General features: G+C 37.8%; 30 protein-coding genes. 8 read left to right on the plus strand and 22 right to left on the minus strand.

Annotated elements, in window-relative coordinates; genetic code table 11:
• Positions 1-80: 80 nt before the first annotated feature.
• Together F8162_RS13840 and F8162_RS13845 are read right to left on the minus strand one after the other, a co-directional pair.
• Positions 81-590: a DUF84 family protein gene (locus tag F8162_RS13840; protein ID WP_151633793.1), complete on the minus strand. Its 510-nt coding sequence runs from the start codon at positions 588-590 to the stop codon at positions 81-83.
• A 135-nt stretch (positions 591-725) separates the two neighbouring features.
• Complete coding sequence (locus F8162_RS13845; RefSeq protein WP_151633795.1) at positions 726-1,799, minus strand: M42 family metallopeptidase; 1,074 nt, start codon at positions 1,797-1,799, stop codon at positions 726-728.
• A gap of 148 nt (positions 1,800-1,947) precedes the next feature.
• Between F8162_RS13845 and F8162_RS13850 the strand changes: the two genes are divergently transcribed.
• Positions 1,948-2,259 carry a PepSY domain-containing protein gene (locus F8162_RS13850; protein ID WP_000118541.1) on the plus strand — a complete coding sequence of 104 codons (312 nt, stop codon included), beginning with the start codon at positions 1,948-1,950 and terminating at the stop codon, positions 2,257-2,259.
• A gap of 307 nt (positions 2,260-2,566) precedes the next feature.
• Here the strand turns inward: F8162_RS13850 and F8162_RS13855 are convergent, their stop codons facing one another.
• Positions 2,567-3,421 (minus strand): YtnP family quorum-quenching lactonase, encoded by an 855-nt coding sequence (locus F8162_RS13855; RefSeq protein ID WP_151633797.1) that lies wholly within the window; start codon positions 3,419-3,421, stop codon positions 2,567-2,569.
• Between the two features lie 69 nt (positions 3,422-3,490).
• Positions 3,491-4,144, minus strand: coding sequence for a tRNA (guanosine(46)-N7)-methyltransferase TrmB (gene trmB / locus F8162_RS13860; protein ID WP_063262108.1), 654 nt, complete (start codon positions 4,142-4,144; stop codon positions 3,491-3,493).
• Positions 4,145-4,372: 228 nt separating this feature from the next.
• Here trmB and F8162_RS13865 point away from each other — a divergent pair, with 228 nt between their 5' ends.
• Positions 4,373-4,651: a YtzH-like family protein gene (locus F8162_RS13865; RefSeq protein ID WP_001122236.1), complete on the plus strand. Its 279-nt coding sequence runs from the start codon at positions 4,373-4,375 to the stop codon at positions 4,649-4,651.
• A 3-nt stretch (positions 4,652-4,654) separates the two neighbouring features.
• On the opposite strand, the gene F8162_RS13870 is transcribed toward F8162_RS13865, so the two are convergent.
• The 4 genes from F8162_RS13870 to pepV all read right to left on the minus strand — a co-directional run bounded on the left by F8162_RS13870 (position 4,655) and on the right by pepV (position 10,108).
• Positions 4,655-5,452, minus strand: coding sequence for a phosphotransferase family protein (locus F8162_RS13870; protein WP_002096266.1), 798 nt, complete (start codon positions 5,450-5,452; stop codon positions 4,655-4,657).
• 226 nt (positions 5,453-5,678) lie between these two features.
• Positions 5,679-7,820 carry a type I pullulanase gene (gene pulA, locus F8162_RS13875; protein WP_151633799.1) on the minus strand — a complete coding sequence of 714 codons (2,142 nt, stop codon included), beginning with the start codon at positions 7,818-7,820 and terminating at the stop codon, positions 5,679-5,681.
• A gap of 137 nt (positions 7,821-7,957) precedes the next feature.
• Positions 7,958-8,503: an RNA 2',3'-cyclic phosphodiesterase gene (gene thpR / locus F8162_RS13880; protein ID WP_151633801.1), complete on the minus strand. Its 546-nt coding sequence runs from the start codon at positions 8,501-8,503 to the stop codon at positions 7,958-7,960.
• Positions 8,504-8,701: 198 nt separating this feature from the next.
• Positions 8,702-10,108 (minus strand): dipeptidase PepV, encoded by a 1,407-nt coding sequence (pepV, locus tag F8162_RS13885; protein ID WP_151633803.1) that lies wholly within the window; start codon positions 10,106-10,108, stop codon positions 8,702-8,704.
• Positions 10,109-10,465: 357 nt separating this feature from the next.
• Here pepV and F8162_RS13890 point away from each other — a divergent pair, with 357 nt between their 5' ends.
• The gene (locus F8162_RS13890) at positions 10,466-10,687 is read left to right on the plus strand and encodes a DeoR family transcriptional regulator (protein ID WP_000805512.1); all 222 of its coding nucleotides are present in this window, start codon (positions 10,466-10,468) and stop codon (positions 10,685-10,687) included.
• Between the two features lie 82 nt (positions 10,688-10,769).
• On the opposite strand, the gene F8162_RS13895 is transcribed toward F8162_RS13890, so the two are convergent.
• Both F8162_RS13895 and F8162_RS13900 read right to left on the minus strand, forming a co-directional pair.
• Entirely contained in the window at positions 10,770-11,498 is a 729-nt protein-coding gene (locus tag F8162_RS13895; protein WP_151633805.1) for a pseudouridine synthase, read from the minus strand.
• 41 nt (positions 11,499-11,539) lie between these two features.
• Positions 11,540-13,192, minus strand: coding sequence for a polysaccharide biosynthesis protein (locus F8162_RS13900; protein ID WP_151633807.1), 1,653 nt, complete (start codon positions 13,190-13,192; stop codon positions 11,540-11,542).
• A 265-nt stretch (positions 13,193-13,457) separates the two neighbouring features.
• Between F8162_RS13900 and F8162_RS13905 the strand changes: the two genes are divergently transcribed.
• Positions 13,458-14,729 carry an NAD(P)/FAD-dependent oxidoreductase gene (locus F8162_RS13905; RefSeq protein ID WP_151633809.1) on the plus strand — a complete coding sequence of 424 codons (1,272 nt, stop codon included), beginning with the start codon at positions 13,458-13,460 and terminating at the stop codon, positions 14,727-14,729.
• A gap of 201 nt (positions 14,730-14,930) precedes the next feature.
• Positions 14,931-16,367 carry an MDR family MFS transporter gene (locus tag F8162_RS13910; protein WP_151633811.1) on the plus strand — a complete coding sequence of 479 codons (1,437 nt, stop codon included), beginning with the start codon at positions 14,931-14,933 and terminating at the stop codon, positions 16,365-16,367.
• 33 nt (positions 16,368-16,400) lie between these two features.
• Here F8162_RS13910 and F8162_RS13915 read toward each other — a convergent pair whose 3' ends face one another.
• Both F8162_RS13915 and F8162_RS13920 read right to left on the minus strand, forming a co-directional pair.
• The gene (locus tag F8162_RS13915; protein ID WP_000098837.1) at positions 16,401-16,724 is read right to left on the minus strand and encodes an ArsR/SmtB family transcription factor; all 324 of its coding nucleotides are present in this window, start codon (positions 16,722-16,724) and stop codon (positions 16,401-16,403) included.
• Entirely contained in the window at positions 16,725-17,156 is a 432-nt protein-coding gene (locus F8162_RS13920) for an SRPBCC family protein (RefSeq protein WP_151633813.1), read from the minus strand.
• Positions 17,157-17,580: 424 nt separating this feature from the next.
• On the opposite strand from F8162_RS13920, the gene F8162_RS13930 reads away from it, so the two are divergent.
• Entirely contained in the window at positions 17,581-17,808 is a 228-nt protein-coding gene (locus F8162_RS13930) for a DUF3973 domain-containing protein (protein ID WP_151633815.1), read from the plus strand.
• Between the two features lie 33 nt (positions 17,809-17,841).
• On the opposite strand, the gene F8162_RS13935 is transcribed toward F8162_RS13930, so the two are convergent.
• Positions 17,842-18,024, minus strand: coding sequence for a sporulation protein Cse60 (locus F8162_RS13935; RefSeq protein WP_000621751.1), 183 nt, complete (start codon positions 18,022-18,024; stop codon positions 17,842-17,844).
• A 1-nt stretch (position 18,025) separates the two neighbouring features.
• On the minus strand, positions 18,026-18,262 hold the full coding sequence (locus F8162_RS13940) for a DUF2553 family protein (protein WP_000533797.1): 237 nt from the start codon (positions 18,260-18,262) through the stop codon (positions 18,026-18,028).
• Between the two features lie 255 nt (positions 18,263-18,517).
• On the opposite strand from F8162_RS13940, the gene F8162_RS13945 reads away from it, so the two are divergent.
• A complete protein-coding gene (locus tag F8162_RS13945; protein ID WP_192797619.1) occupies positions 18,518-19,012 on the plus strand; it encodes a CarD family transcriptional regulator in 495 nt (164 codons plus the stop codon).
• 71 nt (positions 19,013-19,083) lie between these two features.
• Here the strand turns inward: F8162_RS13945 and F8162_RS13950 are convergent, their stop codons facing one another.
• The 7 genes from F8162_RS13950 to moeA all read right to left on the minus strand — a co-directional run bounded on the left by F8162_RS13950 (position 19,084) and on the right by moeA (position 23,761).
• Positions 19,084-19,869 (minus strand): glucose 1-dehydrogenase, encoded by a 786-nt coding sequence (locus tag F8162_RS13950; protein WP_000286669.1) that lies wholly within the window; start codon positions 19,867-19,869, stop codon positions 19,084-19,086.
• A gap of 13 nt (positions 19,870-19,882) precedes the next feature.
• Positions 19,883-20,740: a glucose uptake protein GlcU gene (glcU, locus tag F8162_RS13955; protein ID WP_151633819.1), complete on the minus strand. Its 858-nt coding sequence runs from the start codon at positions 20,738-20,740 to the stop codon at positions 19,883-19,885.
• Between the two features lie 36 nt (positions 20,741-20,776).
• The gene (locus tag F8162_RS13960) at positions 20,777-21,196 is read right to left on the minus strand and encodes a DUF3888 domain-containing protein (protein ID WP_151633821.1); all 420 of its coding nucleotides are present in this window, start codon (positions 21,194-21,196) and stop codon (positions 20,777-20,779) included.
• 93 nt (positions 21,197-21,289) lie between these two features.
• Positions 21,290-21,523, minus strand: a complete 234-nt coding sequence (gene moaD, locus F8162_RS13965; RefSeq protein WP_151633823.1) for a molybdopterin converting factor subunit 1 — start codon at positions 21,521-21,523, stop codon at positions 21,290-21,292.
• A 2-nt stretch (positions 21,524-21,525) separates the two neighbouring features.
• The gene (gene moaE, locus F8162_RS13970; protein WP_151633825.1) at positions 21,526-21,990 is read right to left on the minus strand and encodes a molybdopterin synthase catalytic subunit MoaE; all 465 of its coding nucleotides are present in this window, start codon (positions 21,988-21,990) and stop codon (positions 21,526-21,528) included.
• Positions 21,987-22,508 (minus strand): molybdopterin-guanine dinucleotide biosynthesis protein B, encoded by a 522-nt coding sequence (gene mobB, locus F8162_RS13975; protein ID WP_151633827.1) that lies wholly within the window; start codon positions 22,506-22,508, stop codon positions 21,987-21,989. The genes moaE and mobB overlap by 4 nt, the downstream gene beginning before the upstream one ends.
• Complete coding sequence (gene moeA, locus F8162_RS13980) at positions 22,472-23,761, minus strand: molybdopterin molybdotransferase MoeA (RefSeq protein ID WP_151633830.1); 1,290 nt, start codon at positions 23,759-23,761, stop codon at positions 22,472-22,474. The genes mobB and moeA overlap by 37 nt, the downstream gene beginning before the upstream one ends.
• Positions 23,762-23,844: 83 nt before the next feature.
• On the opposite strand from moeA, the gene moaC reads away from it, so the two are divergent.
• Positions 23,845-24,330 (plus strand): cyclic pyranopterin monophosphate synthase MoaC, encoded by a 486-nt coding sequence (gene moaC, locus F8162_RS13985; protein WP_151633832.1) that lies wholly within the window; start codon positions 23,845-23,847, stop codon positions 24,328-24,330.
• Between the two features lie 38 nt (positions 24,331-24,368).
• Here the strand turns inward: moaC and F8162_RS13990 are convergent, their stop codons facing one another.
• Positions 24,369-25,382 carry a molybdopterin-synthase adenylyltransferase MoeB gene (locus F8162_RS13990; RefSeq protein ID WP_151633834.1) on the minus strand — a complete coding sequence of 338 codons (1,014 nt, stop codon included), beginning with the start codon at positions 25,380-25,382 and terminating at the stop codon, positions 24,369-24,371.
• Between the last annotated feature and the right edge of the window lie 13 nt (positions 25,383-25,395).

Here is a 25,395-nt window from a genome sequence, read left to right on the forward strand (position 1 = left end):
TATTTCCTCCTCTAACGAGTGCATTTTTTCATGTTATAATCTTTCTTTTATACTACCATACATCGCGCACGGTGCAAGGTTTATGCTTGCTTTTCGTCATACTTATATTGCCCAACAAGTAACTTAACAACGTGTACAAATAATTCCGTACGGTCGACATAATCATCTGTAAAAATACCGATAGCACCTTCGTGGCTACGAATATCTTTTCTCTGCACAAACTCTTCCATCACTTCACTTAACTCTTTGCCATCTTCAAGAGGTGCTAAAAAATCATCTGGTAACTTAATACGTGCACCGCCGGCAACGAATGTTTTACCGTCACTTGTTGCTAGCGCGCCCCAGTTACACATAAATAAACCGTGCTCCATTTTCATTACGCCGCCCTCTAGCCCAATACCAATTTGAGCTTCTCCTTCTTGCAGCGCTCGCTTCGCTCTATTAACCGCTCCTTGCATCGTCTCTTCATCTGTAAACGGCTGGCTCGCTACCCCTGAAGGAACAGACAGAGATGTAATTGTAGCATCGCTCCAAACCTTCTCCACAGCACCAACTTTCGTTTTATTCTTCGATCCAACTACTACTTTCATTTCGTTCACCTCTATATACATTCATCATCTTACCTTAATCAAATTACTCTTTATACATGGGAGCACGGCCACCATACATCGCTAGGGCATCTCTCCCACCTAAAAAAAGAAAGGCTCTTCAGCCCTTCTTCCTCTCTACGCGTTATTCTTAATTGTTTCTAACGTCGTTTTATCCGTTGCTCTTACAAGCTTCGTAATGAGTTCTTTTGCTGCCGCATAATCATCAACATGCAAAATAGAAGCATGTGTATGAATGTAACGCGCACAAACACCAATTACTGCTGATGGGATACCTGAGTTACTTGTATGTACACGGCCCGCATCTGTACCACCTTGTGAAATAAAGTATTGGTACGGAATGTTGTGTGTTTCTGCTGTATCTAAAATGAATTCGCGCATTCCTCTATGCGTTACCATCGTACGGTCGTAAATACGAAGAAGAGCACCTTTTCCTAATTGACCGAACTGTGTTTTATCACCAGATGCATCGTTCGCTGGGCTTGCATCAAGCGCATAGAAAATGTCTGGTTGAATCATATTTGCAGCAGTTTGTGCACCGCGAAGACCAACTTCTTCTTGTACAGTCGCACCAGAGTATAATGTGTTTGGTAATGTTTCGTCTTTTAATTCTTTTAACAATTCGATTACAAGGCCACATCCGTAACGGTTGTCCCAAGCTTTCGCCATAATTTTCTTTTCGTTTGCCATCGGCGTAAACGGACAAATTGGCACGATTTGTTGTCCTGGTTTTACACCAATCTCAATCGCATCTTCATAGCTATCTGCACCTATATCAATTAACATATTTTTTATATCCATCGGTTTTGCACGTTGCGCGTCACTTAATAAATGAGGAGGAATAGAACCAACAACCCCAATAACAGGGCCATTCTTCGTCATAACTTGTACACGCTGTGCTAATAGTACTTGGCTCCACCAGCCGCCTAACGTTTGAAAACGAAGCATCCCGTTTTTCGTAATTTGCGTAACCATGAACCCTACTTCATCCATATGACCTGCTACAAGAACACGTGGGCCAGTTTCGTCCCCTTTTTTCAGACCAAATACGCTACCTAAACCGTCTTGCACAATTTCATCCGCATATTTGCTTAATTCTTGCTTCATAAAACGGCGTACATCATGTTCGAAACCTGATGCACCTTGTAATTCTGTTAACGTACGAAATAATTGTAATGTCTCTTTATTCACGAAGTCCCCTTCTTTCAAACCTTAGTAGAATACCTCTTTTATTGTAACGAAATTTTCGAAATGTTTCTAGTTTCTTCTTTTTTAGCTGTATTTGCTTTATAATTATTATTGGTACACTATTTTTATTTTACAGAATTGAGGTGAATATATGAGCTGGAAAGGTTTAGTAGCAGGTCTTGGCGTTGGATTTGCAGCTGGTTATCTCGTTGCAAACAAAGTACAAGAACAATCCCATATTTCTTCAGAAAAAGCATTGAAAATGGTGAAACAAGCATTAAGTCATAAAGGTGAAATTACTGGCTCTTGGGTACATATGGTTCCAGAGACATTTGAAAAATATGATGTCGCATACGAAGTTTATCGCGGCGGTCTTACAACGATGTTAGATGATATACAAGAACGATTTGAATTTTTAGTTGATGCTAAAACAGGTACTGTTTTAGAGGTTATAGCAGCATAAAAAGGAAGGTTCCCATTAGGTGAACCTCTTATTTTTTTATCGTGGATAGTAATTGAAATTATATCGACGATTTACCGAATATATCGACTTACCGCCAAAAAACGAAAACAAAAAGGAGACTGCCCCAACAGACTTCCGGAACAACCTCCTCTTTTTATCCCGCTTTAATGGGCAGTAAGACCCCCACCTCAAAATTTAGCGAAAGCAAAGAAGTTAGGTGGGGGATCAACTGCCCATAAAAGTCCGATTGGTGAGGGCTAATAATCAGTGGGGGATGAAGAAAACCCCCACTGATTAAAGTCTCACTTTATGCTTCTATACTCGTTTTCCGTTCTATTTTTTCTACAATCTGCCCTTCTTCATTCCACTTTACTGCACGGTAATACGCGTCATGATAAAACGTGAACCAAGCATTGTTTTCAGCACCGTACTTCATCCACTTTTGTTTATTTTCAATCGATGTCATTGGATAGTCATCGTAGGCCATTACCCATAGTACATTTTGATGTGCGTGCGTCGGCAAGAGATCTGCTAAATGAAGCATCGTTTCACCTTTGCTTTCTAAAGCAATAACTGCATGTCCATCACTATGACCGCCCGTATGCGCCATTTTTACTTCATCTGTAATTTCTATTTCTTGCTGAAACGTAACAACTTGATCTACAATCGGCTCCCAATTTTCCTTCCAGTATGTATTACGTGATCTAATATTTGGGTTCCTCATTTCATTCCATTCTGTTTCGCTTACGTAAACTTTCGCATTCGGAAACGATGGTACAAGTTGATCACCTTCCCATTTCGTTAAACCAGATGCATGATCAAAATGTAGGTGTGTCATTAAGACGTACTGAATATCTTCAGGCTTTAATCCTAGTTTTTCTAATGATTCATAAACTGTTGATTCTTCAGTTACACCTTGATTCCGCTTCATCTTCTCATTCAATTTACCGTTTCCTATTCCGGAATCAATGAGCATATTACCGTCTTTCGTTTGCAAAAGTAACGGATCTGTTCGTAAATAAATATGATTTGTATCATTATGTTTATATTTACGTGACCAAAGTACTTTCGGCACGACACCAAACATCGCTCCCCCGTCTAAATGTGTGTTCCCGCCTTTTAGCCACGTCACTTTTATATCTCCAATTTGTAACTGTTCCATTTTTCATCCCCCTTTCCTTTCAATACTAACATAAAATTCTGATTATTTTAGGTACAAAAAACCTATGCATTACTGCATAGGCTCTGTGCGATATTTTGCTTCCACTCGGTAAATACGGTGACCTTTACTAGAGAATTTCTCTTCGTATTCTGTCATAATGTTTCCTTCATAATCACTATTATGAAGATCTAGGCTCAGGTAAGTTAATAACATACCGTACTCAGCCATACTCATTAGAGAGTATTCAAATAAACCTTGGTTATCTGTTTTGAAATGAATTTCTCCGCCTTCTACTAACACTTCTTCATAATTGCGTAAAAACGTTTTATACGTTAAACGACGCTTCGTATGACGTTTCTTTGGCCATGGATCTGAGAAGTTTAAATAAACGCGATCAATCTCACCTTTGGCAAAGAAAACTGTTAAATCTTCAGCATCTTTATTAATTAACTTTAAGTTCGGTACTTCTTCTTCAATTAATTTATCAAGTGCATCTACAACAACACTTGTGAATTTTTCAATTCCAATATAATTAATATGTGGATTTGCTTTTGCCATATCATACATAAAGCGGCCACGACCTGTACCTACTTCAATATGAATTGGTTGTTCATTTCCAAATACTTCTTTCCAGTTACCAGCGCGCTCCTCTGGGTTTCCGATTACGATATGTGAATACTCATTAATTCGATCCATTGCATACGGTTTATGTCTTAAACGCATAGATGTCTCCCTCTCTTTACATAGCTATTTTAAAGGAATAATTCCTTCTTTCTGTTTTAATCAATCTACCAAACAAAAAACCAAGTACGTACGAGCACTCGGTCCGTTTATTTCAAGTATAAGATGTACCATTTTGATAAAAACTACATACAGCATTAAACATTCCATGACGAAACAGCTTTTTCTCTTACATTTGAAGAGAAAAACAATCGAAAGGATGATCCGTTCATGCCAATTAATCAACAACATCAATTAGAAGTGCTGAAAGATATTTTAGTCAATCACCAAAGTGATTGTTGCGGGACAGTTTCTGAATGCGAGCAATTAGAGCGTCTCATTCAATCGTTACTCGCAAACGATAGTATAAGTAGTGATGCTAAAGCAATGCTAAACGATGTATATTCTTATAGTCAATCGGGTAAATCTTCCTCTAATTTGGACAACCACATTTCCAATAATCAAGAACAACTTACTCAGTGGATTGCTGGAATGGACAATTTTTCTTAAATATTACTCTGAAGCAAGTAGCTGCTGTAAATATTGATGCCAATATTCAGCTTCTGCTTGCTGTTTTTTTGTTGTGTGCCATTGCATAGACAAAATCGTTTGTGCTATTACATACCATCTCATACGTCTAAGCAGCGATTCATCCATTTCAATATCATAATATTCGAGCCACTCGCTCCATTCGTGGCGCGGAATGTACCAATATAATAACATACCGAGGTCTAGAGCTGGGTCAGCAATTACAGCTCCATCCCAATCAATTAAAAACAACTCATCTTCATCCGACAATAGCCAGTTGTTATGGTTTACATCACAATGGCATACAACGAATTCGTTGTATTCAATATCTTTTAATGAATCCATTAAATATTGAAGGCCTTGCTGAATTGTTTCATCATCCCTTATATCTCCTCTTAAAACAAGTTGCAGTTGTTGTAATAACTCTTGTGCGTGAAGCGGCTGCTTCCCAAGTCTTTGAATCATCTGTACAAGCGCTTTAGAGGAGTGTATTTTCTTCAAAAGTTTTGCAACACGTTCTAGTTTCATATCCTCTGGCTCTAGCTTCTGTCCCGGAAGCCATTTTTGAGCAGAAATTACATCACCGTTCGTTACCCTTCTTGTCCAAAGTAATTTTGGAACAATTCCTTCTGCTGACAATACCGCTAAAAAGGGCGATGTATTCCGCTTTAAAAATAACTTCTGTTGTCCGTTTTGCGCAATATATGCATCGCCCGTTACTCCACCAGCCGGTACAAGACTCCACTCTTTTCCTAATAATTGTTCCAACCATTCCATATTCATTACCCGTTAACAAATCCTTATCTTTTATAGTTATGAAAAGAAAACCGCAACATTTCTACACATGTTGTGGATTCATATATTTTACTGTAAATGAAAAGAAAATTTGGCATAAGCCAAAAACTCTCTATTTTATTTTACAAAACCAGCCATAGAATGACAAATTATCAAAATCGTCACCTTTGTCAATTCTACATTTATTACATTCTCATCGTCAAGTAGCGATTTGTCACATTATCGTCAATATATACGTGCTAATTGGAGCGAGCCTAAGTTCCTTTCCTCTAAATGAAGAAATTGGCTCTATTTTCGCTTGCTTTTCGTTTACTAACACATGCCACATTTCTTCTTTCGGAAGTTGCACCGTTTTAGCTTCTAAACCACTATTAAATAAAACGACAATCTCTTTCCACGGCCCAAACGCTTCTACATGCTCTAGGTGGTATGCAAGTACTTCTGGAGATGTTTGCAAAAAAGTCATATGTTTTTTTATAAGATCTGCGTTTTGTAATCGGAATGCTCTGTGCTCTTTGCGAATCGCAATTAAACCTTTTATATAGTGAACGGTCTCTATCTCTTTCTCTTTTTGATCCCAATCTAATTGATTAATTTCATCATTGGCATTATAACTATTTTCATTCCCTTGCTTCGTACGATAAAACTCTTGCCCAGCATGTAAGAAAGGAATACCTTGCGACAGAATCACCATTGCGCTCGCTAGAAGGTGGCGTTTTTTCAAAATCTCCTCTGGCTCTTCATTACTGCGCATTAGTTTATCCCACATCGTCATATTGTCATGGCATTCTACATAGTTAATGCTTTGCACAGGCTCTAGAAACAAACCTGTTTCTTTCATACGCAAAAGGCTTCCTGATGCTATATACTGCAAATGATTACAGTCTACATGCCCACCAAATGCAAAACCACGTTTATTTATATGAAAGGTACTCCCTTTTATCCCATCACGAAATTGATCATTAAATTGCGCAATATACGGCATTTTCTTTGCATTATTTAACGTTGCTTTTTCTTCGGCAGGAAGTGGTGTTTGTAGCTCCCACCCTTCTCCTAATAACAATGCATCTCGCTTTATGTTTCGCACTTCTTTTTCTATTATATTCATTGTATCAACATCTATAATTCCCATTAAGTCGAACCGGAATCCATCAACATTGTATTCAGTAAGCCAATATAAAATAGACTCTACAATGAATTTCCTTATCATTTTTCGTTCAGATGCTATATCATTCCCGACTCCCGTCCCATTAGAAGGCATACCATTTTCACCATGACGGAAATAATATCCTGGGACAAGCTTTTCAAATGATGATAGCTCTCTTTCATAAACATGATTATATACAACATCTATAATCACTCTAATGTCATGCTCATGAAATGTTTCAATTAACTGTTTACACTCTACTATCCTGTTATATGGATCAGAGGGATTTGTAGCATAATATCCCGTTGGCGCATTGTAATATAATGGATTGTAACCCCAATTATAGGCAGAGGAAGGATTCGCCTCATCTACACCACCGAAACAATATAAAGGTAATAACTCAACATGTGTAACACCTAAATCTTTTATATGAGACAAGCCTGTCAACGTCCCATTTTCCCCTGTTGTTCCTTCTTCCATTAGCCCTTTATACGTTCCTTTTTTACTCACTCCACTATTCGGATGAATAGTAGCATCACGAATATGCAGTTCATACAATATAGCATCTGTCATTGACTGTAATGGCGGTAATTGCTCTCGCTTTGTTACATTTGTCTTTTCCAAATCGATAACAATGCCGTACTTCCCATTTACAGTCACTGACTTTGCGTAAGGATCCACCGCTTCATTCCATATTAAATTAATACAAACAAGAAATGTATACTTTGCTCCGGCTAAATCGCCTTGTAATGTATGAGTCCAAACTCCATTTTCTCCTCTATACATTTCATGATCGATATACTCTTTATCACTTTTATAAATCCTTATTTTTGCAAGTCTCGCAGTTGGAGCCCATACTTTAAATATAGTTGCTTCTTTTTGATACACAGCACCTAAATCAGTACCTTCGTAATAATACTTTTCATCAAAAATCGCCGTTCTTATGACAGCACCTATTTGTAAATCTGTTTCTTCATTCCGTTCATCTCGTACTGTATAATACTTCCCCACATCTAGCGGCTCTTCTATAAAGCACTCATACTTCGTTGCATCCGGAAGCGCAATTGTATGAGCAATCGGTAAATCTTTCACGTTACTTCCTTCTTGCAAACGAAATGTCCGGCTTGTTCCATACGCATGTGGGAGCAAAATTGTAATTTTATTCATTTCATCTAAGTAGGCATCAAATGGACGTTTTACTTTCAGCATAAAAAAATCACCATCATTCTTAAAGTTAAATGAAACGAGCTGCAAATGATAAGGCTTTTCTTATCAGCAACACCCTATACAGTAACACATTGTTCTTTATAGTATATTCACCTGTATAAAAAACGTTTTCATACATTCTATTTTTGTAATTTTATTTCAGCAATTGCTTTATACTTCGGTGTCTCCTTCACGTGAGATTCGTATAAAGTAATCGTATCCGCTTGAAATGATATTTCAGGCACTTCCTTTATATGTTCTAAATCAAACTTCTCTTCTCCTACCCATTTACGAGCAACAGTAATATGCGGATGATACGGGCGAGTTTCTAAAGAAAAGCCATTCCCTTCACAAATAGCGTGCACTTGCTTTTGTAATTGAAACAAATCGTGATTCTCGCTTACCTTCGACCAAAAAATACGCGGTCTATCTTCCATACCGAACGTTGAAAATCCTTGTAATGTGAACGATAGTTCCTTTGTTTCTGTAAGTGTTTGTAATCCATTCTGTATTCCTTCTAATTGTTCCTCTGTCGCACTACCTAAAAATGAAAGGGTAATATGATAGTCTTCTTTATGTACCCACGAACGAAATGGCAATTCCTCTTTCATTTCCTCTTTATGAATAGACAGCACTTCTTTTATATGATTTGGTAAAGTAATCGCGACAAAATAATGCGGCTCCATGTACATCTTCTCCTTCTTTCTATTGTTGCTTTTCTTTCTTATCTCATTCAAGCGAAAAGAATCAAACTTCCCTACAAGTCTAACCAAATTAAGGTTGGGCTAATAAATCAAATTATATCGGCTTAACAACAAACAATACGTAACAGAAAACCGTCCCAAAGTATGTATCGGGACGGTCTCCTATTATTTATATATCTATTACTTCGCTAATTCATGAATTGCTTGCGCGTAAATTGCTGTTGCTTTTAATAAGTCTTCAATTTCAATGTACTCGTCTTTTTGATGCGCAAGTTCTTCTTTTCCAGGGAACAACGGACCAAACGCAACACCAGCTTTCAATGAACGAGCGTAAGTACCGCCGCCGATTGCTAATAGCTCTGCTTTTTCTCCTGTTTGTTCTTCATATACGCGTTGCAACGTACGAATTAACACATGGTCTTTATCAACGTGATGCGGGCGAGAGTTCGAATAGTCCGCTACTTCAAATCCATGAGTACCAACGTATTCTTTTAACTTCGCAATCATCTCTTCAAAGTTAGTCGTAACTGGATAACGTACATTTAATCCTAAATTACCACCAGTCTCTTTCGTATAAGAAAGACGACCAACATTTACTGTTAACGGACCGCTAACTTCATCTTTATAGGCGATAGTAGCCTTTTCACCATAAATATCACCAGTAAATGTTTCTATTGCAAATGTTGCAAACGAAGCTCCTTTTCCATCAAGAGCGACTTTCGTTAAGAAGTTTGCCAGTAATAAACCGGCATTCTCACCCTTCTCCGGAGTAGATCCGTGAGCTGAAATCCCTTTAATTTGCAACGTCACCTTATTACCTTCTACAATGGCTTCACCTATTTTTTTAGCAGTTTGTAAATACTCCTCATATGCTACTGTAAGTGCATTTACATCTTCTCCTATAATAATTGCTTCTGCAAAATCAGGAACCATATTTAAACGGCGACCTGATTCAAATGAAACAAGTTCATATGTACCTTTCTTCTCTTCACTACCACTTTGCACAACTTGTATATCAGAAATTCCTTTTTCTGCATTAATAATTGGAAAATCTGCGTCTGGCGCAAAACCGATTGTTGGCATTTCTTCATTTTTAAAGTAGTGATCTACACATTTCCAATTGCTTTCCTCATCTGTTCCTAAAATCATGCGAACGCGTTTTGAAAGAGGTAAACCTAATTCTTTCACAATTTTCATCGCATAATAAGCTGCCATCGTTGGGCCTTTATCGTCAATTGCACCACGCGCAAAAATCTTTCCGTCGCGAATATCTGCACTATATGCAGGAGTCGTCCAGCCATCTCCTTCTGGTACAACGTCAACGTGACAAAGAATACCTACTAACTCTTCTCCTTGTCCCATTTCAAGATGACCTGCATATCCTTCTAAATTTTTAGAAGCAAAGCCTTCTGTTTCCCCTTTATGTAACATAAACGATAAAGCTTTTTCTACACCTTCGCCGAATGGTGCGCCCTCTTTCGCCGATTCTTCTTCCCATACACTTTTAATTTGTAAAAATTGTTGTGTATCACGAATTAAATCATCTTTTCGTTTTGCAACTTCTTCTGTCCAATTAATTGCTGACATCACGCATCCATCCTTCACTATATTGTTTCTTTCATCATAACAAACCGAAATCTCTTATGCTATACACGAAAACCAAATACCGAACAATTGTAATATTTCAGATATTTCTTATTAGTTTTTCTTTTATTTTCCCAAAAAAATTTGCAGGAATTTGGCGTTTTACGTAGAATTTTATGTGTTAGTTGACTGACCATATATATAATGTCAACTACCAATATTTTTCTATATGAATATTTGTTAAACTTTTGTAAAATTTAAGTAGATTAAAGCATGAATTTTATCATGTAGAGTACAATGGTAGTAACGACCTTCTTTCCTGAATGGGGTCAAAAAAACTAGTAGAGGAGTGGTTTTCTCTTGAAACCTACAACTACTCGTATGCTAACACGCATTAAATCAATTTATATGTACATCAATGAAAACGGAACGGTAACGACGAAAGACCTTGTAGATGAGTTCGGGATCACACCGCGAACGATACAACGTGATCTAAATGTGTTGCAGTTTAATGAACTCGTGTATAGCCCTTGCCGCGGTAAGTGGACAACAACAGGAAAGAAAGTGAGAATGACCTCATAATGAAAAAATAATTGTATGTAAATAAATACATACCCCTTTCTAACTCATTAGAAAGGGGTCTTTTCTGCGCCGAAAAACAGCACTATTTCTCAGTATCTACTTGATATGTTTTTAACATCTCTACTTCTTCATCTGATAGCTCTCGGTATTCTCCAAGTTCTAACTCTTCATCTAATACTAACGGTCCCATCTCTGTTCTCTTTAGGTAGACTACTTTTTTCCCTACCGCTTCAAACATACGCTTCACTTGATGGAACTTTCCTTCTGTAATGACAAGCTCGATTTCAGAAATCTCCTCACTTTTTAATATTGTAAGTGCACCTGGCTTTGTTTCATAGCCATCATCTAAAATAACACCTTTAGCAAACTCTTTTACATCCTCTTCTGTTACTACTCCTGCAACGTGTGCATAATATTTTTTCGGCACATGCTTTTTCGGAGATAACAATTGATGTGATAACTTCCCGTCATTTGTTATCAATAAGAAACCTTCCGTATCAATATCAAGTCGTCCAACTGGGAACGGATCAAAGATTGCATCTTCTAACTCTAATAAATCTATTACTGTTTCATGATTATCATCTTCTGTCGCTGAAATAACGCCTTGTGGTTTATGCAACATTAAGTAAACAAACTCTTTATATTCCACAACTTCTCCGTGAATCATAACTTCTTGCTCTTCTACATTTACATGAACCTTCGCATCTTTCACTGGCGTTCCATCAATTTTCACAACGCCGTCTTTCAATAATTTCTTTACTTCTTTTCTACTTCCATATCCCATATTTGCTAATAATTTATCTAATCTCACGTTTTTCACCTTCTTTGTTTATCATAGAAAAGGGGACGTAATTACGCCCCTTTTGATTTCAACTTTATTTTGAATCTATTGCCAAGTTTACGCTGGATTTTCTCTAACGCTTCTCCGCCAAATACTCGTTCAAGTACTCCTGTGCGAATTGCTAACAATCCGTACACAAGACCACCAATACCTGCACAAACCACAACTGTAATAAGAGCACCCATTCGGCCATCAGGCGAAATCATGAAGGACAGAATCCATTGTGATAACTTTACAGTAATGACCATTACAAGTGTTAATACTGCAATTTGGAATGTTCTCTTATATACAACACCAAATGAATAGTGTACATGTTTTTTGATTTGTCTATTCGTATACCATACGGAAGCTAAGAATCCGACTGCAGTAGCTAAAATCGCTCCAACTGTACCGAAATAACGAATAAAGATTACGTTACATACGAATTTCAAAATAACACCCATAATAAGCGCGACAATCGCATGTTTTTGTTGGTTGATTCCTTGCAGAATTGCTGCTGTTACTGTAAATAAAGCGAATAACAACGCAACCGGTGCATACCACATTAACACTTGTCCACCTAGTGGATCTGAGTCATAGAACGCAGTATAAATTGGGTATGCAAGTGTTGAAATACCCACAACTGCTGGCAATGTTAAGAACATATTTGCCTGGAATGTTTGTGTAATTTGTAACTTTAAATAACGGTATTGTTTTTCAGTAAATGATTTTGTAATCGCTGGTACAAGCGTTAAACTAAACGCTGTTGCAAGTGATACAGGAATCATAATTAATTTATGTGTCCACATTGTGAAAATACCAAGCGCTCTCTCTGCAATATCACCTTGGCCAATCGCCTGCATAATTGAGTTAAATGTCAATGTATCAATTTGTTGATATAAAGGAATTGTTAACCCAATTACAACGTAAGGAATCGCATATGCAAATAATTCTTTAAATAATTGAACGGTACTCACTGTCGATTCTGGTACAGTTTGTTCAATTAAATATTGATCCAAATGTTTTTTACGTTTTAACCAGTACCAAATAAGTACACCGAGCGCTCCAACTGCTGAAACGAACGCAGCAAATGTCGCTACCCCAACTGCTGTTGCAACTGTACCGCCAAGTACTTTAATAACGATAAAACTACCCGCTAATAAAAAGACGATACGAATAATTTGCTCAATAATTTGCGAAACAGTAGTCGGTCCCATCGATTGGTGACCTTGGAAATAACCACGAATTAAACTCGCTGCTGGTACAACAATAAGAGCAAAACTTACAAGACGAATAATCGTCGTAACTTCTCCTATATTACTGTGTACACTTTGTTTACCAAGCATTGCTTCTGCAAACAGTGGCGCTGTCATGTATAGAACTAGGAACGAAAGAACTCCTGTTACTATCATCATAACCATTCCCGAGCGGAACATTCTCCGGCTCGTTTTATAATCGCCAAGCGCATTATATTTGGAAACAAATTTTGAAACAGCAAGCGGTACCCCTGCCGTTGCAATACTTAAAAAGATCGTATATGGAATGTATCCATATGTATAGAGCGTTCCGCCTTCTGTACCTACTAATGCATGAAACGGAAAGACGTAAATCATGCCTAAGAACTTTACTAAAAATGTCCCTAACGTAACAATAAGCGTCCCGCGCAGAAATTTCGAATCGGACATACAAAAATCCTCCTACATCTACATAAAGTGAAACTATAATTAATGGAACTATTCGAGCATTTACGGGCTGCCAAACTCCCTATTTATTTCTCTTACATCTTAAGGTTTTAGTCTTATTACCCGCAAATAGCAGGATAGTGCTGAACTCTAACTTTTGTATTGTACCACAATTCTCTCCTTAAGCAGTACTTCACTCTATTTTTCTTTTAAGGGAAAACATGCTATTCTTTTAGGCAGGAAATGTAGAAAATGAGGTCGATATATTATGCATTATGATGTTATTGTCATCGGCGGCGGGCCTTCTGGTCTAATGGCTGCAATCGGTGCTGCAGAAGAAGGCGGAAATGTCTTACTTCTTGATAAAGGAAATAAACTAGGGCGTAAACTTGCGATTTCTGGTGGTGGCCGTTGTAACGTAACGAACCGTCTACCACTTGATGAGATCGTTAAACATATACCAGGAAACGGCCGCTTCTTATACAGCGCTTTTTCTATTTTCAATAATGAAGATATTATTACATTCTTCGAAAAGCTTGGCGTGCAACTAAAAGAAGAAGATCATGGTCGCATGTTCCCTGTATCAAATAAAGCACAATCAGTAGTAGACGCACTTTTAACACGATTAAAAGACTTAGGTGTAAAAATCCGTACAAATACACCTGTTGAAACGATTGAATATGAGAATGGTCAAACGAAAGCAGTCGTACTGCAAACTGGCGAAGTGTTAGAAACAAATCATGTCGTTATCGCTGTTGGCGGAAAATCTGTTCCTCAAACTGGCTCTACTGGAGACGGATACGCTTGGGCTGAAAAAGCTGGGCATACAATTACAGAGTTATTCCCAACAGAAGTACCGATCCTTTCAAACGAACCATTTATTCGTGATCGCGTATTACAAGGCCTTGCTTTACGCGATGTAAACTTAAGCGTATTAAACCCGAAAGGAAAAGCTATCATTTCTCACAAAATGGACATGCTCTTCACTCATTTCGGCCTATCTGGTCCTGCCGCTCTTCGCTGTAGTCAATTCGTCGTGAAAGCACTAAAAAAGTTTAAAACGAATACAGTTCAAATGAGTATCGATGCATTGCCAGAAGAAAATAGTGAACAACTATTCCAGCGCATGCTGAAACAAATGAAAGAAGATCCGAAAAAGGGAATTAAAAACGTTTTAAAAGGTTATGTACCTGAACGTTACTTCCTATTCTTATTAGAAAAAAATGAAATTGACGGTAGTGAACAAGCTGGACAAGTTTCTCACGAGAAGATTCGTGCACTTGTAAAAGACTTTAAAGAGTTTACTGTGAATGTAAATGGTACGCAGTCAATTGAAAAAGCATTCGTTACTGGCGGCGGTGTATCCGTTAAAGAAATTAATCCGAAAGAAATGTCTTCTAAATTCACGAACGGCGTATATTTCTGCGGAGAAGTTCTTGATATTCACGGTTATACTGGTGGCTATAACATTACATCTGCTCTCGTTACTGGTAGAATTGCCGGAACAACAGCTGGAGAAAACGCAAAAATGCAGTATTAAAAAAGAAACAGGGATTCCTGTTTCTTTTTTTATAGGTACATGAAATTATATCGGTGATTCCTCAAATATATCGACTTACCGAAAAAAAGCCACAAATATACGCTCCACTTAACTTCCCATTGCTTTTTTGTTGCTTTATATACCTTAGTACCTTTATATTTTATATTGTTGAATATTTAAAAAAGGGTAAGGGGAAAACATATGAGAAAAAAAGTCATGATGTCTTTAATGCTAATGACGTTTCTTTCTGCGGTAGAAGGAACGATTGTTAGTACAGCAATCCCTCGTATAACGAGTGATTTGTCAGGCGTCGAACTTGTTAGTTGGGTATATGCAATTTATATGCTTGCAACAGCTGTTTCGACTCCAATATACGGAAAACTCGCTGATTTATTCGGGCGTAAAAAAGTTTTACTCATCGGAGCTACAATCTTCTTAATCGGTTCTGCGCTTTGCGGAGTCGTTACATCGATGGAACAGTTAATTTTCTTCCGCGCTCTTCAAGGTATAGGTGCTGGTGCTGTTATGCCAATCACAATGACGATTATTGGAGACTTATATAGTGAAGCGAGAGACCGCGCAAAAGCACAAGGCTGGATGAGTGCCGTTTGGGGTGTATCTGGTGTTATCGGACCGTTAGTAGGTGGATTTTTAGTGGATTCCCTATCTTGGCGTTATATTTTCTTCTTAAACGTTCCATTCGGAATTATCGCTTGTTTAATGATTGCAATTTATTACAAAGAATCTATTAAGTCATCTAAGCAACATATCGACTACCTTGGTGCTACAGTCTTTTCATTAAGCACAATCGCTTTACTATACGCATTATTAACAGGTAGCAGTAAGCAAAACTGGGGAGACATAACAATTATCGGTCTATTAATCTTCTCTGTCGTTTCATTCATTATTTTCTTATTCATCGAGAAAAAATCTCCGGAACCATTAATTCCGCTAGCACTTTTCTCTAATCGTACACTATCTACGATAAACATATTAACGCTTATTGCTGGCGCAATGATCATTAGTATTACAATGTACCTTCCAATTTGGAGCCAAGGTGTATTAGGAAAAAATGCAACGGAAGCTGGACTTATTTTAATGCCTATTCCTGTTATGTGGACATTTGGCGCTATTTTCTCCGGTAACTTAGTAGGCAAATTAAAAACGAAACAAATCATTTTACTTGGAGCTAGCATTTTATCAGTCGCTACGTTCTTATTATTTACATTATCAACACATTCACCATCGTTCCTTATTTATGTAGCAGTCGGATTATTCGGCTTAGGAATGGGGCTTGTGACACCAATTTATATGGTAACAATTCAAGCAGCCGTACCAGCTCATACACGCGGAACAGCCGTTGGTTTAAACACATTTATTAATACATTTAGTCAAACGTTAGGTGCTGCAATCTTTGGCACAATCTTCAATACGATGATTCACGCACGCGGCATTAAAAACCTTGATCTTGTATCTGGTGGACACGGCGGAACTACAGCAAATGTAGCAACTGAATCGCAATCCGCATTAGCAGCAAGTGTACATGTCATTTATATGAGTACTTTCGTATTAGCAGTATGTACATTAATTATCGCTTGGCTTTTACTAAAGCCAGCTACACAAACAAGTGAGCAATAATAAAGAGGATGACCATTTCGGTCATCCTCTTTATTATTCTTCATTCTCCACAATATGTTTCAGCATGGACAATTTATTATCCCAAAAACGTTCATAATACGAGAGCCACTGTTGTAATTCCTCTAATGGTTCTGGATGCAAACGATAGATCTTCTCTCTTCCGCTTTTTCTTCCGCTTACTAAATTTGCTTCCGAAAGTATATGAAGATGCTTTACAACCGCAGTACGACTCATCGGAAAATGATCCGTTATTTTGGAAATCGGTAACTCTTTATCACTTAATAACCGTATTACTTCTCGGCGGGTTGGATCAGCAATCGCTTGAAACACATCATATTTCGCTGCTGATGAGGACACTTAACCTTCAACAACCTTTTTCAGTTTTTCATTTACAATCGCTACCCAGCCACCGCTCATTCTATCGCGAATAATAGAGCTCTTCGCATTCGCTTTCAGAAGAATTTCATCAGGATGTTTCCAACCGCCGTGAATTAACGTAAATTCTGTTTTATTATCTCCTAGGTCTTTCAGATTAAATGAAACGACCCAGCCATCTGTATCCCATGAGAAAGATAGATAGTTTGGCTCATCGATTTCTAACACTTTACATGGTGATGGCCCGAATGGGGATTGCACATGAAATTCATGCCCTACTTCTAATTTAAAATCATTTGGCATAAACCATGATGAAATTCCTTCTGCTGTTGATACTACATTCCATACTTTTTGAATAGACGCGTTAAAAACAATCGTTTGTTTAATATCAGTTAATGTATTTTGTTGTTCCATTTTCATTCTCCTTTATTCGGCGTTCAAATATGACACCTTTTGGTTACATTCAGATAATATAACACCTTTTGGTTATATGTCAACATTGATATTTTCTTACTGTTGAGAAATTCTCAACATTTTTTCAACAGGACAAACACCCTCTGAGCATTTCCTCATAATATACTCACAAAGGCAACAAAAAATAAAAACTTCTCTCAACATGAAACTCCATCATTCATCTTGAAAGAAGCGCCTTACGTATATCATGCGTATTTCGTCTCTCCTCCTTCCCTCAGGGACACTACGCGAGATATGAAAAATCAGAAGGAATATGCCCACCATTTGAGTAGGTAGTTATTTCTCTTCTCCTCAACATTTCCTTAGGAGCGAAATGACTACCGACTCACTTTTTTCAAACAAAAATAAAAAGGAGATGAAAGCTATGTTCTATTGCATTAACTGCTCTGATATTCATCATGAAAAACATCCGAATGATAAAGTATTCAAAAACGGTTTTTATATTGATCCATTTTTAGGTGATCGTTATCACCTTGGTATGTGTACAGATGCCCAAAATCATGAAACTGGGGAGCCTCTTTTAACGACAAAGAAATTAGACGCACCCCCATCTATTATGAACGTATTACCGACACATGTTGTCCCAACATAAAGCATAAAAAAGAGCTGGCTCCCCAGCTCTTTTTTATGCTTTATAAACAATCATTGCTGAAAAACAATAAATTTGGTTCTCATCATCGTTAATGGAAACACCGACTTGGTACTTAATATCTACAAAGTTACTATCATCAATCTTTTTCAAAAACACATTTACAGCGTCTTCTAAGTCTTTTTCGTGACTTTCATCAAACACTTTCACACGAATCATGTTAACACCATCCTAGATCGCAGCCCTCCGCCGCTTGATTATTGCCACGGTGCGTATCTATGATGCGATAAAATTTTCCGTCTTCATATATATATCCGTCTTCTAACACATATTGTTTACCTTCAGTATAGACATAAAACTTACCTATCATAAATTTACTCGTATATAATTCCAAACAATCTGGTCTAAATTTAGCTACAACTTTATTTGTAATATCAATTTTTATTGTGCGCCCCACCTTCTCTCCCTCCTTTGCAAAGAACGGATTTAGGTATATTGTATTAGCGATTTTATATTTTATGCTTAAAAATAAGTGGATATGCCTACCTTCCTCACCTGTACTATTTTTCTAAAAAAATCATAGGTAAGTAAGAGCAAAAAATATATATAAAAAAAGAGCTTTTACTTATTGACTCGAACATAATTATTATGGTATTATATAAAATTTGACATTTTTATTCACTTATGTTATCATTAAAGATGGTTACCACATATGGAGGTGGATGATTTGTTTCAAATTGGTGATAAAATCGTTTATCCAATGAACGGCGCAGGAGTCATCGAAGCCATTGAAGAGAAAGAAATATTAGGAACTATACGTCAATACTGTGTGATACGTATCATTAGTAAAGATATGCAAGTAATGCTTCCTATGGATCAATTACAAAAATCAGGTATTCGTTATATCGTAGATAAAGGTACGTTAGATGATATACTTCTTGAATTTCAAAACGGGGAATCAGATACATCACTTTCCTGGAAACAAAGATATACAATGAATATGGAAAAAATGAAAAACGGCAATCTGCAAGATAGCGCAGAAGTTGTTCGGGATTTGCTTCGCCGCAATAAAGAGAGAGCTTTAAATGCGAGCGAAAAACAAATGCTAGATAATGCCCGAAAAATGATGATTAGCGAAGTTGCACTCGTACAAAATGTTTCTGAACATCAAGCAACAGCATATCTTCAAGATACAATTAATCATTAAATTTAAAATAGCCGACCGCTATTTTTTTTGCTTAAAAAGGACAAAGAGATAAACCTCTTTGTCCTTTTTTATTACCCGCGTCCTGCTTGGAACGATGGATATAACGTCATTCCACCGTCTGCAAATAACGTAATTCCAGTTACGTAGCTTGCCTCCGATGAAGCGAGCCACGTTGCGACTGCTGCAATTTCTTCCGGTTTTCCGATGTAACCCATCGGTATCATGCTTTCTACGTCAGCACGTTTTTTAGGATCAGCAAACTTCTCTGCATTAATGGGCGTATTTATTGCACCTGGCCCAATATTATTTACTCGAATGCCTTTTGGTGCGTATTCTAGCGCTAACGTTTCTGTCATCAGTTTAATGCCGCCTTTACTCGCCGCATAGTGCACAAATAGTGGCCACGGAATTTTCTCATGAACACTCGACATATTAATAACAGATCCTTTAATATCGTGCTCTACAAAATATTTAATCGCTTCACGGCTTCCTAAAAAAGCACCTGTTAAATTTGTATTGATTACTTTATTCCAATCTTCAAGCGGCATTTCATGCGATGGTACCGCATTTTCTATCCCTGCATTATTAATCATAACATCGAGCGTACCAAATTCTTTCACAGCAGATTGAATGAGGTTCACAACATCAGACTCAACCGTCACATCACCTTTTACAGCAATCGCTTCTCCGCCTACTTTCTTAATTTCTTCTAATACATCATGCGCTTCTGACTCTCGTGAGCGATAGTTAATCACTACTTTCGCTTTCTCCTTAGCAAACCTCACTCCCATCGCTCTTCCAAGACCAGTTGCCGATCCTGTAATAACGACAACTTTCCCTGCTAAATCACTATACATTTCCATACCTCCTTTAACTTTTTGCAATACCTAACATAATTCCAGCTGCGATAATAAAAACGATACCGATAACAATACCCGTTAATTGGCGTTTCGTTTTTCTTTCACCTAATATAAGAATCCCACCAAGCGTTGAAATAATAATTCCCATTTGTGATAGCGAGAAACTTGTTGCCACTCCAACACGCGGCTGCGAAATGAATAAAAACATATTTCCAGCTGCCCAAATTAATCCTGGAATAATATTTCGTATTGCATATTTATTAAATGGATGATGTTTAAAAGTAAGCAAAATGCCCCCTAACACCATACCGACTGCTTGTGGCAATAAAGCTGACCAACCATCTACGTTAAATAGTCTAATTACTACTACATAAACTAAATAACCGACTGTTGAAATCAATAAAATGATAATGCCTCTTTTAAAATTCCCCGCTTGCTCTGCACTCTTTTCTTCTTCACTTTGAAGTGATGTTAAAATAACACCGATAATAATACAAATGAGCGCCAATACACCAAGGACAACTGATATCGTCGTGGACCACTCATGAAATACGATGACTCCAAATAAAGTCGTCGCAACTAATTGAAGTCCTGTTGAAATGGGCATCGTCCTCGAAACGCCCATTAAATCAATACTTTTTAATTGATTCGCCTGACCAAGTGCCCAAAATAAACCTGACACAATCCCAACCCCGATAACAGTAGGAGTTAATACGGGCTTCATAAAAATATAAACAACAATCGAGAAAATAAGTGCACCAAACGTTGTACCGAGCGTTTGACTATACGGTCCTCCGCCCAGTTTCACGTTAAATAGCACAATACTCCCCCAAAATAGAGCCGGTAAAATCGCTAAAAGTATGTCCATCGCTCATTACCTTTCTTTACTGAGTGTCATAGATTATCACTCTGAATCATTAGAGTGAGCTTTTATTTTTTCTCTTTCTCGTTCACAAACTTTTTCTGCAATAGAACCAGAAACATTCTTTTCTCGCTCTACTTTCTTTATCTTTACGTGATCTAAATGATCTTCCAAAGTAAGTGTAACTTTATCATTCGGCGGATTATGTGCACCTTGGAACGTAAGAAATTGTAGCGTAATTTCAAATCTAGGAACGAACTCACCATTCTTGCCGAGACGTTTTGTATTTATAACCGAAGCACATTCATATTGATCTTCTGTCACTTGTCTAATAACCGAATAATACCTATTCGATAATGCACTCTCTAAAAGCTGTTCCCTTGATTCTTTCGCGAAAGAATCGCTTGGAGAAGAGAAAAAGACCAAACATATCATTATAATAACTACACATATTTTTTTCATAACACCCTCCTTGTTCTATACGTTAGTGTTCACAAAACTGCTATAAAAAAACGACTTCCCCAATATAGGAAAGTCGTTTTCATGAATCCAATATTAACCACCGCTCACCGGTGGGATTAGTGCAACAACATCACCAGATTGGACCGTGTCATCTTCATTTGCATATTCTTCATTAATTGCAACCATAATTGGCGCTGTCATTGGTACATTATATTCTTTAGCAACAACATCTTTTAACTCTGCAACCGTAATATTTTCTTTCTCTATTTGTAACTCACTTGTTCCAGCTTCCTCTTGCAAGTACGCGAATAACAATACTCGAATCATACTTATAGCTCCTTCCCAGGCTCTCCCGCCGGATATGGCGTTTTTTCTAATTGATCACCAATCCATGAATCTCCATCTTCCCAAAACTCTTTTTTCCAAATCGGAACAATTTGTTTTATGCGTTCCATAATATATTCATTCGCCTCATAAGCCGCTTTACGGTGCGGCGTTGAAACTGCAACAACAACCGCGATATCAGAAATTTGCAGTGTTCCGGTGCGATGTGTAATCGCAACGTATGTACCTGGCCACTTCTCTTTCACTTCTGAACCAATTTTCTCTAACATCTTTTCTGCCATCGTTTTATAAGCGACATACTCTAAGTATAATGTACGACGCCCTTTCGTAAACTCTCTAACCGTTCCAATAAAAGTTGTAACAGCACCGCATTCACGGCGTATAACTTTCTTCGCTACCTCTTCAATCGAGATTTCTGACTCAATTACTTCATAATACGTATTTGTCATTTCGTACTCCTTACCGTTTGTAAAAACCAGTCTATATACAACTCTTCTTCTGTTATATGAAATACTTTATATTTTTCTCGTAAGTTTGCGGAGGCATCATGCCACGTAATAACTGCTACTATATTTTCTACTTTATGTAAAAGTTCAACATCTTCCGCAGAACGAAGTAACACTACTTTCGGATAGTTCTCTTTTTTATAGCCCTCTATTAAAATTGTATCCACTTCAAAAAACTCATATAAGCGAATAATTTCTTGCAAGGACCATTCCTCTCTTAATGACGACAGTGAAAGTAATCCAGCGCCTTCTACACTACTAACGACAGCACCAGCCTTTCGGTGCCTTTCACTATCTTTTTGCACTACTTCCGGCAAACCTCCGTGCCCATGATGTTTAATGGTAGCAACTTTCATTTTCCGTTCAGCTAACGCATGCACTATTTTCTCAACAAGCGTTGTTTTCCCGCTATTTTGATATCCTACTATTTGTAAGATTGAAGGGGCTTTGCCCATGGCCAATCACATCCCTCGTTGTGCTCTAACAATAATACAGATACTTTCATCCCTGCCTCAAATCCTCTCGTTCCTCCAGGCAATACAATAAAAGCATTCGCATCTGCGAGTGAAGATACCGCACTCGATTTATCTAAACCGACCGGCATCGCTTGTAATACCCCTTCCGCGATTGTCACCTTTGCTCTTACAAAACGAGTGAACGGATTTGGCTTTGGAAAATCTTTTTGTAAAATAGCATCTGCTCTATATACGTGAGGCTCCTTCGCATACAAATATGTTTGGATCACCGGATGCACAAATAACTCAAAGCCTACGTAACAAGCTGACGGATTTCCTGATAAACCGAAAAGTAACTTCCCATTAACTTCAGCTACTGTCGTTACACTTCCTGGCCTCATCGCTATTTTATTAAAGAGTACATTCGCTTGTAATCTTTCATAAATGGCCGGCAAGTAGTCATAATCTCCTACCGACACACCGCCTGTCGTAATTAAAATATCAACCTCATCCATCGCTGATTGAACCGCTGTAAAACATGCATCTAACTCGTCGGCAAGTTGGCCATAATAACGAACTTTCCCTCCGGCTTTCATAATTTGAGCCGCAATCATATAGGAGTTGCTATTTCTAATTTTCCCCGGCTGTAACGACTCATGTACTTCTAACAATTCACTTCCTGTCGTCACAATACCAACAACAGGCTGTTTTACAACTTTCACAGTACTATATCCAAACGTCGCTAATAAAGCGGCAACACCTGGATTAATTGCAACGCCTTTTTGAACGAGAACTTGATTTTGTTTTATATCTTCTCCTTTAAATGACACATTGTCACCACTATGAAAAGGACGCTTTAACTTCATATATGTTTTTCCGTTCTTCTCAAAACCCTCTGTCAGTTCTAGCATTACGACTGCATTACAATCCTCTGGAATAGCTGCTCCTGTCATAATACGAACTGCCTGAAAAGACCCTACTTCTTCTGTAAAAACAAATCCCGCTCCGATCTCTCCTATTACTTCAAACTCAATCGAATTCTCTTGATTTGCTTCTTTCGTATCTTCTGCCCGGATTGCGAAACCATCGTAAGGAGAACGATCAAAATGAGGAACGTCATGATCAGAGACAACATCCTCCCCAAGAATTCTCCCGTAACTTTCCGTAATAGAAACCTCTTCTACTTCACCATTCTTCGCACATTCCATTACCCTCTCTACTGCCTCAGCAACTTGAATCGGAATTCGTTTTTCTACCATCGTTTCTCACCTCATATTTGCAATTTTTTTTATCTCGATTAAACTTTATATATTAAATAGAAATTACTTCAAGGAGGAATTCCATGTCTTCATTTACACACTTTAATGACCAAGGACGCGCGAAGATGGTTGATATAAGCGACAAAAAAGTAACCGTTCGAACAGCAATTGCGTGCTCTAGCATTGTCGTTACAAAAGAAATTTATGATAAAATCACTCACAACGAAATCGGGAAAGGTGACGTATTAGCAGTTGCACAAATCGCTGGTATTATGGCTGCGAAACGCACTTCCGATATTATCCCAATGTGCCATCCTTTATTATTAAAAGGTGTTGACGTTTCTTTCGATTGGAAACAATCCGAAGAACAATATCGATTACTTATTGAAGTAAAAGTTAAAACAGAAGGTAGCACAGGTGTCGAAATGGAAGCTTTAACAGCCGCTTCCGCAACCGCTCTTACCGTGTACGATATGTGTAAAGCTGTTGATAAAGGTATGATTATTGGCGAAACGTACTTACTTGAAAAAACAGGTGGAAAAAGTGGCGATTATACGAGAAAATCTTAATCTTCTCTCTGTTGAACCTAAAGGATTCCCCTTTAGGTTCAACCTATATATCTTGCATATAAACGTTTTGCTACATTTATATCATTCGTCCCATGAATAAACGCCCTGCCATCTGTAAATAAAACAAAACGAAATTCCTCTACCAGAAATGATAATAAATACGGAGTAGATTTTACATCCACACTTCTTTGTAAGCGCTTTTTAATTTCTTCTAAATTAAATTCATTCCTCACACCTGGACGGATTTGTACTGTATTTCGGCCACATAACACTTCTGTTTTCGTTTGTGCTTCAAACGTTAAACTCGGATATGTACGTAATCTTCCGCAAGATAGACATGTGTCTTTTTTCTGCCTATTCACTTTAAAGGCCATCTGTTGATTATTCCAAAGATCAAACGATAACATCGTTTCGCGAAGTGCCCCATAGTCTTCTACTAATATTTTCAGCGCTTCCGTTATTTGATGCGCCACTACTAATTGTACTGCTGGCTGTATAATACCAGCCGTATCACATGTTGCTCCGCTCGCCGGATGCTCCATTAAACAGCGGAAACACGGTGTTTTTCCTGGTAAAATTGTATACGTTACTCCGTAGCTTCCGACACAACCACCATATATCCACGGAATATTATACTTTTGTGAAATATCATTAATAAGAAGACGCGTTTCAAAATTATCTGTCGCATCTAATATTAAATCTACATCATTCACTAGCTCTTCCATTTCTTGCACTGTTACATCAGTCACAACCGGATTTATTTCCACCTCAGAATTAATCGCTTGTAAATGTTCTGCCGCTGCTACCGCCTTCGGTTTATACTGCTTTGCATCTTCTTCTGTATATAATTGTTGCCTTTGTAAATTGCTCCATTCTACATAATCACGATCCGCAATTGTTATTTTTCCAACACCTGCTCTAACAATCGCTTCTGCATTTGCTGCACCGAGAGCACCAGCGCCGATAATAAGCACATGCTTCTCTCTAATTTTTCTCTGTCCTTCTTCTCCAACACCAGAAAATAATATTTGTCTTGAATATCGCTCCTGCATACGATATCCCCCT

It is taken from the genome of Bacillus sp. CH140a_4T (assembly GCF_008923725.1).
Taxonomy (GTDB): domain Bacteria; phylum Bacillota; class Bacilli; order Bacillales; family Bacillaceae_G; genus Bacillus_A.